The sequence below is a fragment of the Sphaerisporangium fuscum genome, from assembly GCF_018531465.1.
Taxonomy (GTDB): domain Bacteria; phylum Actinomycetota; class Actinomycetes; order Streptosporangiales; family Streptosporangiaceae; genus Sphaerisporangium; species Sphaerisporangium fuscum.
In genome coordinates, this window is record NZ_JAHDTF010000049.1 from 56,214 (window position 1) to 64,634 (window position 8,421).

10 protein-coding genes, 1 tRNA gene and 1 pseudogene are annotated in these 8,421 nt (G+C 67.2%); 4 read left to right on the forward strand and 8 right to left on the reverse strand.

Annotation, left to right across the window (positions count from 1 at the left end; translation table 11 throughout):
- Nucleotides 1-160: 160 nt before the first annotated feature.
- Complete coding sequence (locus KIK05_RS43110) at nucleotides 161-1,705, reverse strand: recombinase family protein (RefSeq protein WP_214416700.1); 1,545 nt, start codon at nucleotides 1,703-1,705, stop codon at nucleotides 161-163.
- 38 nt (nucleotides 1,706-1,743) lie between these two features.
- On the opposite strand from KIK05_RS43110, the gene KIK05_RS43115 reads away from it, so the two are divergent.
- A complete protein-coding gene (locus KIK05_RS43115; RefSeq protein WP_214416701.1) occupies nucleotides 1,744-2,166 on the forward strand; it encodes a hypothetical protein in 423 nt (140 codons plus the stop codon).
- Between the two features lie 12 nt (nucleotides 2,167-2,178).
- Nucleotides 2,179-2,493: a hypothetical protein gene (locus tag KIK05_RS43120; protein ID WP_214416702.1), complete on the forward strand. Its 315-nt coding sequence runs from the start codon at nucleotides 2,179-2,181 to the stop codon at nucleotides 2,491-2,493.
- Nucleotides 2,494-2,665: 172 nt separating this feature from the next.
- Here the strand turns inward: KIK05_RS43120 and KIK05_RS43125 are convergent, their stop codons facing one another.
- Nucleotides 2,666-3,448 (reverse strand): maleylpyruvate isomerase N-terminal domain-containing protein, encoded by a 783-nt coding sequence (locus KIK05_RS43125; protein WP_214416703.1) that lies wholly within the window; start codon nucleotides 3,446-3,448, stop codon nucleotides 2,666-2,668.
- A gap of 333 nt (nucleotides 3,449-3,781) precedes the next feature.
- On the opposite strand from KIK05_RS43125, the gene KIK05_RS43130 reads away from it, so the two are divergent.
- Complete coding sequence (locus KIK05_RS43130) at nucleotides 3,782-4,843, forward strand: cellulose binding domain-containing protein (RefSeq protein ID WP_214416704.1); 1,062 nt, start codon at nucleotides 3,782-3,784, stop codon at nucleotides 4,841-4,843.
- A 257-nt stretch (nucleotides 4,844-5,100) separates the two neighbouring features.
- Nucleotides 5,101-5,174, forward strand: a tRNA-Ile gene (locus KIK05_RS43135).
- A 14-nt stretch (nucleotides 5,175-5,188) separates the two neighbouring features.
- Here the strand turns inward: KIK05_RS43135 and KIK05_RS43140 are convergent.
- From KIK05_RS43140 to KIK05_RS43165, 6 genes and pseudogenes are all read right to left on the reverse strand, one after another.
- The gene (locus KIK05_RS43140) at nucleotides 5,189-5,635 is read right to left on the reverse strand and encodes a hypothetical protein (protein WP_214416705.1); all 447 of its coding nucleotides are present in this window, start codon (nucleotides 5,633-5,635) and stop codon (nucleotides 5,189-5,191) included.
- A 363-nt stretch (nucleotides 5,636-5,998) separates the two neighbouring features.
- Entirely contained in the window at nucleotides 5,999-6,517 is a 519-nt protein-coding gene (locus KIK05_RS43145) for a site-specific integrase (protein WP_214416706.1), read from the reverse strand.
- A complete protein-coding gene (locus KIK05_RS43150) occupies nucleotides 6,514-6,825 on the reverse strand; it encodes a hypothetical protein (protein WP_214416707.1) in 312 nt (103 codons plus the stop codon). Before KIK05_RS43150 ends, KIK05_RS43145 begins: the two co-directional genes overlap by 4 nt.
- Nucleotides 6,825-7,001: pseudogene (locus tag KIK05_RS43155) on the reverse strand (helix-turn-helix domain-containing protein); the annotation flags it as partial. The pseudogene KIK05_RS43155 and the gene KIK05_RS43150, both read right to left, overlap by 1 nt.
- Before the next feature lie 34 nt (nucleotides 7,002-7,035).
- Nucleotides 7,036-7,275, reverse strand: a complete 240-nt coding sequence (locus KIK05_RS49645) for a hypothetical protein (RefSeq protein WP_372455664.1) — start codon at nucleotides 7,273-7,275, stop codon at nucleotides 7,036-7,038.
- A 406-nt stretch (nucleotides 7,276-7,681) separates the two neighbouring features.
- The gene (locus KIK05_RS43165) at nucleotides 7,682-8,182 is read right to left on the reverse strand and encodes a MarR family winged helix-turn-helix transcriptional regulator (RefSeq protein WP_308250380.1); all 501 of its coding nucleotides are present in this window, start codon (nucleotides 8,180-8,182) and stop codon (nucleotides 7,682-7,684) included.
- Nucleotides 8,183-8,421 lie beyond the last annotated feature (239 nt).

The following is an 8,421-nucleotide window of genomic DNA, read 5'->3' on the forward strand; positions in this document are numbered from 1 at the left end:
AAAGTTCCTTTAGCAGGCGAGTTGCCGACTTTCCGCCAACGTCCACCAGCGTCCACAGACGTCCCAGGGCGTCCGTAGACGTCCGACCGCTTCAGGCAAAAGGTAAGGGCGCTGTCACCCCTAGGTAAGGGGGGCAGCGCCCTGCCGAGCTGAAGACGTCCTAGACGTCCTCACGCGGGATCAGTTCGAGTAGGTCCGGGTTGAACGGAGCCCGCCCGGTTCGGCCGCTCGGATGGACGATCACCGCCACGAGCGCTTCCCGCACGTACAGTCGCTTACGGGACAGGGGAAGACCCCCCTCCGCTTCCGGCAGGTACCAGCGCTTACGAATGTCGGCAATGTTGATATCGGTTCGAGCCTGAGCCGCTCTGGCCGCACCCTCGTATTTGTTTTTCTCGGCGCGCAGTTCGGCAACGTCGCGTTCCAGGTCGGGAAGGAGGCGGTAGAACAGTTCTGCGGTTATCTTCCGAGGCTTGCTCATGAACGCGGCGATGTGTTCGCTCAGGATCGCTTCCGCTTCCTTTAATTCCGTCTCGCGAGGCCACACCGTCGAAATGGGCCTCTTGCGCATTTCCGCCTCTTCGAGCTTTGCCAAAACCGCTTCCGAGACGTACATATCGACGAGATCACCGCGCCGAGAAAGGCCCCCACATCCTCCGGCACTACGCGCCGGGCAGTGATAGACGTGATGGCCTAGTTCCGGACGCTGGGCAACTCGTAGCTTGGTGTTGCAAATAACGCCATCCTCTTTTGGTCGTCCGCAGCGGAGAATGCCGGTAAGCAGGTAGCGATGTTCCCGGTAGTCAGCGGGAAGCACCTCACCCGGCACGCCATCCTTTCCGACGCTCCGACCATTCCGCGTGCTGAAGATCGCTTGCACGGTGACCCACTCGTCCGGCGTAAGGATCGCCTCCCACTGCCCGACAACCGGGTTGCCCGCATCGTCCCTCACCAACTCCCCGCCGAGCCGACGCCAGCCGCACAGGCGAGGGTTCGAGAGAGTGTCCTTCAGTACGTGGACCTTCCAGTCTCCGCCGCGTGGCGTCTTCACGCCTTCCCGGATCCACTCGTTCACGATGGAGCGCAGCGAACGTCCGCCGATGAAGTCGCGAGCCGCCCGCTGGAGCAACGGAGCTTCCACCGGGTGAAGCGAGACGCGGTCGGCCTGCCAGCCGAACGGTCGATGTCCGCCCACCGGGGTACCTTCCTCCGCTCTCCGCCGATGCGACCGCCTCACACGGCGCTGAATCTTGCGAACCTCCTTCTTGGCCTGAACCGCACCCATGAGCCCCGCCGCTTCAACGTCCTCGTTGTACAGGTCGAGCTGACGCTGTTCGTCTGCGTATACGAACCCCTCGTTATAGGTGAGCGCATCTACGAAGCGTTCATAGTCGCCGGGACGACGAACCAGGCGATCATCCATCCAGACGACCACGCCCCGAATCGGCGTGCCGTCACTGAGCTTTCCAGCGACCAGCGCCTTCAACATGACCTCGAAGTCGTCGCGCACGACATCCGCTTTGGCCGCAGACTTGTCGTTGTCGGTGAACTCATGGACGATCGTCCATCCGTACTTGGCAGCGGTCTTCCGGTTGATCTTGTGTTGGTCCCGCACGCCGTGTTCGTCTTTCTTCCTGTCGGCCGATATGCGCGCGTACGACACGACGGGGATGGAGTCCGGAGCCAGCGCCGCGAGCTTGACCATGTGTGCCCTCCTGGGGGAAAGAGTTACCGCACACAAGGTTGTACCTGCAGACGCTGTTCTCGTTCTTCAACGCGCCGCTGTTCGCGACGTTCATCATCGGCCTGTTCTGGCGCCGGATGACCGCGTGGGCCGGCTTCTGGGGACTGCTGTCGGGAACGCTCGCCGCCTTCGCCTCCTACATCCTCTTCAAGATGGGTGTGCTGAACTTCGGCACCGAGCTCAACGCCACGTTCTGGGGCGCGGGCACCGCCTTCGTCGTGGACACGCTGGTCTCGATCGTGGTCACGCTGATGACCACGCCGAAGCCCGAGAACGAGCTGCGCGGCCTGGTCTACGGCCTGAGCGACGCCTCCATCGCCGACGACGCGCTGGCGGGCGACAAGGCCTGGTACCGCTCCCCCGTCGTGCTCGGCGTGGGCGCGATCGTGCTGGGCGCCGTCCTCTACATCCCCTTCATCTGATCGGAGACCCCTGTGAGCGAGGAGACCGGCCGCGAGCCCGCGGCCCCGCGCGAGGACGCCGCGCGCAGGCGCGCCGCCCGGCTGTTCGACATCCGCCGCGTCATCGGCGGGCTGTTCCTGGTGTACGGGGTGATCCTCACCGTGACGGGCCTGCTCGACGGCCCCTCGGAGGTCGCCAAGGCCGAGGGCGTGCGCATCAACCTCTGGACGGGCGCCGCCATGATCGTCGTTGGCGCCCTCTTCCTGCTGTGGGAACGACTGCGGCCGTACGAGGCACCCGACCCGTCGTCCAGCGAGGAGCCGGAGGAGACCACCAAGCCCGCCTGACCCGCTCACCCGGCCCATCCGGGCCGGCTGAGGCTCGCGAGCCCGCCCGACCCGCTCACCCGGCCCATCCGCTCCGACCAAGGTTCGTGAGCCCGCCCGACCGACTCGCCCGGCCGTACGGCGCCGTCGACCGCCGGCACGGTCGTGCCGTTCCGGCCCGCCTCGACGTCCGTCAGGGGGTACGGCCGAGGAAGCAGAGGAACCGTGTCTGGATGTCGGCACCGGGAGGCGGAGTGACCTCGGTGAGGAAGGCCTCGGTCGCCTGGAGCGCGGCGTAGTGCGGCTTCAGCGCTTCGAACGTCGCCGCCACCGCCTCCTGGTCGAGCCTCTCGTCGCCGCCGACGGCCCGGGCGAGGTCCCAGGTGTGCACGAGAAGCTCCAGCGCGCCGATCACGTCGACCGCCGTCTCGAAGGTGACCATTCCGATCGGCGCCGGGAAGGAGTGCCCAGCGGCCGCGGGGTCGTTCAGGAGGGCCACCATCCTCCGCCTGCAGTCGTCGAACGCGGCGGCAAGCTCGGCGCCGTCCAGCTTCGCCTGAGCCTCGGCCGGCGCTCCGGCCCCTGACCCGGACGGCGACTTCGACCCGGCCCCGGACGACCCTCCGAACCCCGACCTCGACCCGGCCCCGGACGACGAACCGGATTCTGACCTTGGCCCGGCCCCGGACGACTCCCCAGCCCACGACCCGGACGGCGACCTCGGCCCGGCTCCGGACGACCCGGACTCTGACCCCGGCCCGGCGGCGGGCTGCGGCTCGGTTCCCGGTGGCCCGAAGTGACCCCGCCCGCTCGCCGCGAGGATCGCACGGTGGTTGTCCACCACGTGAGTGACCACGTCGCGGGCCACCCACCCCTCGCACGGGCTCGGTGCGTCCCACTTGTCCGGCGGCGTCACCTCGATCCGCCGGAGGAACCCCTCGGCCAGCCGGTCGTACCGGTCGGCGATGTCGGACATCTCGCGATCCCTGCCTTCCCTGTAAGCCGCGCACCCACGCGGCACCCAACGGCCCCAGAAGCTATCAGATACGTAGGAAATTTCCTACCTATATGCCGCCAGCTGGGCGCGGACGGCCGGGGGCGCCCATGCACGGCAGCGGCCGGCGACTCGGGCACCGGCCGCCGACGCGACGGCGCGGACGGATCGAGCGGCAAAGGGGCAGATGTAACTTTCATCCACATTCACCGCATCGGTGCAGGTCAGACCGGTCGCGAAGCGGGGCGTCCTTCCTCCCCCGGCGTCCCCCTCCCTACCATCGCGGAGCGAGCAGCGGACTGCCGGAGGCGACGGATGGCCATCACGAGGCGCACACTCCTGACCGTGATCGCCGCCCTGCTCGGGATCCTGGCGTACGTGGTCGTCACCTCCGCACCGCCGGCCCGCGCCGCCATGGTCAAGATCATGCCGCTCGGCGACTCGATCACCGGCTCGCCGGGCTGCTGGCGGGCTCTGCTGTGGAACAAGCTCGTCCAGGCCGGCTACACCGGCCTCGACTTCGTCGGCACCCTGCCCCCGCAGGGCTGCTCGGTGCCGTACGACGGGGACAACGAGGGGCACGGCGGCTACCTCGCCACCAACGTGGCCGACCAGGACCTCCTCCCCGGCTGGCTCTCGGCCACCAGGCCCGACATCGTGATGATGCACTTCGGCACCAACGACGTGTGGAGCAACCGCCCGACGGACGTCATCCTGGCGGCGTACTCCAAGCTGGTCGACCAGATGCGGGCGAGCAACCCGAGCATGAGGATCCTCGTCGCCCAGATCATCCCGATGAACCCGAGCTCCTGCCCCGAGTGCGCCCAGCGGGCCGTCACCCTGAACGCCGCGATCCCCGGCTGGGCGCGGTCGAAGACGACGACACAGTCCCCCGTCGTCGTGGTGGACCAGTGGACCGGGTTCAGCACCGCCACCGACACCTACGACGGCGTGCACCCGAACAGCACGGGCGACCAGAAGATGGCCGACAAGTGGTATCCGGCCCTGGCCGGCCTCCTCGGCGCCCCTCAGCCCTCGCCGTCCCCCACCCCCACGCCACCCCCGCCCGGGTCCGGCTGCTCCGCCACCTACAAGATCATCAACTCCTGGCAGGGCGGCTTCGGAGCCGAGGTCACGATCAGGAACACCGGCACCACCACGACAACCGACTGGACGGTGACCTGGACCTACACCGCCGGCCAGACCGTCTCCCAACTCTGGAACGGCACCGCGACCCAGTCCGGCACCGCCGTGACCGTGAAGAACGCGAGCTACAACGGCACCCTGGCCGCGGGGGCGAGCACGACCTTCGGCTTCAACGCCACCTGGACGGCCACCAACCCCGTCCCCTCCCCCGTCACCTGCGCCGCGTCCTGAGGTGAGGCACGACCGGCCGCTGCCGCGGCCTCGGCAGGAAGACCCCGCCGGCGCGGGACACCACCGGACACGAGGCACCGGGCCGTGACACCCGTCGGGTCCAGGGCGTGCGGCTCATCCAGGGCGTCAGCCGCCCACCCTGGACCCGGCCCGCCGTCCCCTCCGTGCCCGTGTGTCTCAAACTTGTCCACCCCGGAGCTAAAGTGAACAACTCCATGCTCACTCCGGCCCCAACATGTGAGAGACTCCAGGCTTGCGGGGCGGTAGCTCAGCCGGTCAGAGCAGCGGACTCATAATCCGTCGGTCGTGGGTTCAAGTCCCACCCGCCCTACTTTATGATCAGCGTTAACACCCACCGAGCTGGCCTTCCCCAGGTGTTGGCTCGCGCTGGCGGCGCAAGAACTCGGCCATCCATTCGGCGACCGTGACAGTGGGGTTGAGGTCCTGACGGGCACGGACCTTGCGCCGCACCTCCTCCACCGGCGGCAGCGCCTTGGTGTCCTTGAGCGTGGCCAGCATCAACTCGGTGATCTTCCGCTGGATGTGCGGGTCCTCATCCAGCGCCAGCAGCGCGCGGGCGTGCTCCAGTTCGGCCTCGACCTCCTCCAGCGCGGCAAAGCCCCAGCGGTGCAGCGGGTTACGCCGCCGCCCGCCGGCGTGCGCGGGCAACTCCAACTGGTAGGCCCACCGGCTATGGGCGCTGCTCCACCACTCCCCTCCACCGCCCGGACGGCGCAGCTTCGGCAGGCCTTGCCCAGTCTCTTCCCGGTCGCCGCGTCCCGGCAGAAACACGTCTCGAAGGTGGTGCCGTACATCTGCCTCTCTTGCCTTTCCTCGTTGACTGCTGCCGCGTCGATACTGCTCAACGACACGCTCCTCAGCACCCCACGACCGGCTGGACACGGCACCGTCCATGCGCCCATGCACGACCCGACCGATGGCTTTCCGACCCAGCGCGTAGGGACGTGATCAGCCGCCAGGCGGCCCACGCATGGAACCGTGCCCAGGGGCCGGATGGCACCCTGTCGGGCCGCACACGCCCATGGGCGACCCGAAGCGGAACACCCATGGGGCCACCGGCTGGCCGGGGCGGTGGTATCGACGCCCACTCGCCCGTGTCAAGCGATGTCCGCTGGTCACATTCCCGGGCCACGCTCAGGCTCCGCCCGGCGCACTGTCGCCATGGCTCGATGGAAGGAGGCTGGCCCCACGCAGATGGCACCCGCTGAATGCATGACGACTTCCCCGCCCTTGCGACGGCAGAAAGCATGAAGGTTCGGCGAAGCGGCTGGAATGTAGTGTCGCCATCATGCGCCCGATCTGGCGGGCGCGCAGCCCTAGCGCCTCGCACTGCCGAAGGCCCAGCGCCAAAGCCACGGACCAGCGCGTCCCGTTCCGGCGGTTCTCGGTGTCGGCGAGGATTTCGCGTGCTGCCTCCCTGTCGAGAGGCTCTATTTCGTGATCTTCGCCAGTGGAGGCGTCGATCATGCCGCAGACGTTCCGCGTGATCAGCTCGCGCCGGAGAGCGAACTCGAGCGCACGCGACACCATCCGGTGGATCTGGAGGACTGTTTTGCCGAAAGATCTTCCTTCCTGAGCCCCTGCATACAAGGCGTCCAGTTGGTCTGACGGAGCCTGTCCAAGCGGTGCGCACCGAGCCAGGAAATGATTCACCGTTCGACCTTGGGCCGGTAGGTGCTGACAAGCGTGAGCCGACTGACCCGAAGTGGCGCGATCCCGTCGAGGTAGGTGCGCATCCACTGGGCATTGGGGATCTTCGTGCCGGGCTTGTCCACCTTGCCCGAGTCGCGCTGTTTCTCAAGCTCCTGGACCTTGGCCGTGACTTCGGCTTCCGTCTCGCCCTCACGGTGCCGACAATCCAGTGTGCCGTCATCCTTGACGTCCATGGTTACCCAGCCGTACCACTTGCCGTCCTTGCCGGGGAAGATCGACGAACGGCTGTTGGGCTTCCTGCCAGCCATCAGGCTGCCTCCTCACGCGTCAGGCCGACTTTGGCCTCCAGGGAACGGGCGAAGTCACGCAGCGCCCATACGGGAATGAGCCGATATCCCTCGTCCTTGATCGATTGGAGTTCGCCCGTTTTGATCAGCCGGAACACGGCCGTGCGATTCATATCGAGCAGTCGGGCCGCGTCCTTGGGGGAGAAGAGGGACTCTCAGGCCGCCACCTCCTCAGTTGCCGAAAGACTCTTGCGCTCCGGCTTCCGACTCGCAGAGGTGGGCGCACCAGCGCTGCCGTTCTGCGACTGATCGCAGTAGGCGGACGGCCAGCGGGGCGAGGTTGGCGTCACCGGCTGGGACGGGTTTCCAGACATAGCGGTGCGGGTCGCTCGGCTCGTGTGGTTGGCCGAGGGCTTCCAGGACCCAGGTGCGGCGATCCTGCTTGTGCTCGGCGAGGGTCTTTTGCTCCATTCGCGGGAGACCAGGACGCGGCGTCCGGCGTAGCCGAGGTGTTCGGGCTTGTGCGCTTTGCCCCGGCACCGGCCGGGAAGCATCCCCGCTTGGCACCCTTGGGCTGGATGCCGTAGCGCAGCCAGTTCGGGGAGGTGGGTGAGCAGGGTTCGTAGCGGAGAGCTCGGCGAAGCGGGCATCCTGCTCGCGCTGTGCCCGTTGGCCGTCGAGGGTGTCGCCGAGGCTCCTGGTCAGGTACTTAGGAGACGACGAGCAGATCGGCGATCACCATGGCGTCGCGCGCGGCCATGGTTAGGGGACTCCTCACGGCGCACGGCGAGTGGTGATCGACACGTACGACGAGAAGGCTCTCATCTATCGCCACCGCACGCGAAGGTGGCGTGAGCGGGCGAGGACTCGTGCCGGGTCACTCCAGAGAGGTGTCGCCGATGCCGACCATCACCCGGCGCAGGAGGCCTACCAGCTGATCGCGGTCTGTCTCGTCGAGCGCGGCGAGCATGCGTGCCTCGTTGGCCATGTGCAGGGCGATCACCTCGTCGCATACCTCCACCCCCCGCCGGGTCAGCCGGACGATGACCGACCGGCGGTCGGCGGTGTCGCGGATGCGTTCGACCAGTTCCTTGGCCTCCATCCGGTCGATGCGGTTGGTGATCGCGCCGGAGGTGACCATCGTCTCCTTTTGCAGTGCGCCCGCGGTGAGCTCGTACGGCGAGCCGGAGCGGCGCAGCAGCGTGATGACGTCCCATTCGCCCTTCTCCAGCCCGTGCCGGGCGAAGAACTCCCTGAACTCCTTCTGCAGGATCGTGGACAGCCTGGTCACCCTGCCCACGATGCCCACCGGCCAGAAGTCGAGGTCAGGACGCTCCCGGCGCCATTGCGCCATCAGCATGTCGATCGCGTCTTCCACGGCACTCCTCTCAAGGATAACAATCTCAACGTTCACAAATTTGACGTTGAGGTAGCAAGTGTGGTGTTCTCTCAACGTTGAGATTATCAACGCTGGCACTCGCCTCTCACCTGGTCTTCACGGCATGAAAGGTGCCAACTATGTCGTCATCCCGGCGCCTGGGGCTCGTCCTGGGCCTGCTGGCCTTCGCCCAGCTCATCGTCGCGGTCGACTTCAACATCGTGTTCGTGGCCCTGCCG

Bases quoted from the DNA above. Each gene is read 5' to 3' on its own strand.
- KIK05_RS43110 (WP_214416700.1), bottom strand. From the start codon at position 1,705: ATGGTCAAGCTCGCGGCGCTGGCTCCGGACTCCATCCCCGTCGTGTCG.
- KIK05_RS43125 (WP_214416703.1), bottom strand. From the start codon at position 3,448: ATGTCCGACATCGCCGACCGGTACGACCGGCTGGCCGAGGGGTTCCTC.
- KIK05_RS43130 (WP_214416704.1), top strand. From the start codon at position 3,782: ATGGCCATCACGAGGCGCACACTCCTGACCGTGATCGCCGCCCTGCTC.
- KIK05_RS43150 (WP_214416707.1), bottom strand. From the start codon at position 6,825: ATGGCTGGCAGGAAGCCCAACAGCCGTTCGTCGATCTTCCCCGGCAAG.
- KIK05_RS49645 (WP_372455664.1), bottom strand. From the start codon at position 7,275: ATGGAGCAAAAGACCCTCGCCGAGCACAAGCAGGATCGCCGCACCTGG.